Source organism: Psychrobacter sp. 1U2, from assembly GCF_051847575.1.
This window is the reverse complement of record NZ_JBPYDC010000849.1, coordinates 1-805: the sequence shown is the minus strand read 5'-3', so window position 1 is coordinate 805 and position 805 is coordinate 1. Positions and strand designations below refer to the sequence as shown.

General features: G+C 44.1%; 1 protein-coding gene and 1 pseudogene. Both read right to left on the bottom strand.

From position 1 onward, the window contains the following. A pseudogene (locus ACS8FD_RS19110) lies at positions 1–368 on the bottom strand (YggT family protein); the annotation flags it as partial. A gap of 85 nt (positions 369–453) precedes the next feature. Continuing rightward, the coding region (locus ACS8FD_RS19105; RefSeq protein ID WP_439277020.1) for a pyrroline-5-carboxylate reductase family protein at positions 454–805 on the bottom strand (352 nt) is incomplete at its 5' end.

Genomic DNA, 805 nt, shown 5'->3' with positions numbered 1-805 from the left:
CAACTTACGATAATAGAACCAATGACCAAATAGCGACACATGCGCAAAAAGTCTAAAACCAAACTGGTGGTACCAGCAAAAAACAACGGCGCAGGTGCAATACCTTTATGCATCAGCGCCGCTTTGCCAGAGATATCAACGAGACGGATTAAAAACATCAATACGATGGCCGCAATACTGATACGCCCTTGCGCAACTGTCGGAAAAATACGCCCAAACGTATCTACAATGCGCGTGGCCTTATAAGCAGGCGCAATCATAGGGTTTCTCTCATCCATTCCAGCAAACTGCAGCATAAAACGGATAAATACTAGCATCATAGCGAAGGTAGTCACTAAGTCAAAAATTTGCAACAACGTGTTGTTCATAAAACGCTACTCAATGTGCCACGAATAAATATTTTTAAGATGGTGGCTTATTTGTATTAAAGGAGAATTTTACTGGGCTAAATTCTTATTTGTTTTCTGTACTAAGCGCTTGACTACGGTCGTAACAAGCTTGCATGGCCTCGCCGATTTGGCGACCAATCTCATTACTTTGCATAGATTCGATAGCGGCTTGTGTGGTGCCATTCGGTGACATGACTTTACGGCGTAGCTCACTTGGACTATCATCACTCTCGATAGTCATTTTAGCTGCACCTAGTACCGTCTGCATAGCTAGAGCTGAGGCTTGCTCTTTGTCCAGACCGAGCGCCACGGCGCCATCAATCATTGATTCAATAAAATAAAACACATAGGCTGGTGCAGAACCAGAAACGGCCGTTACAGCATGCATATGTGTCTCATCATCTACCCACATAGCC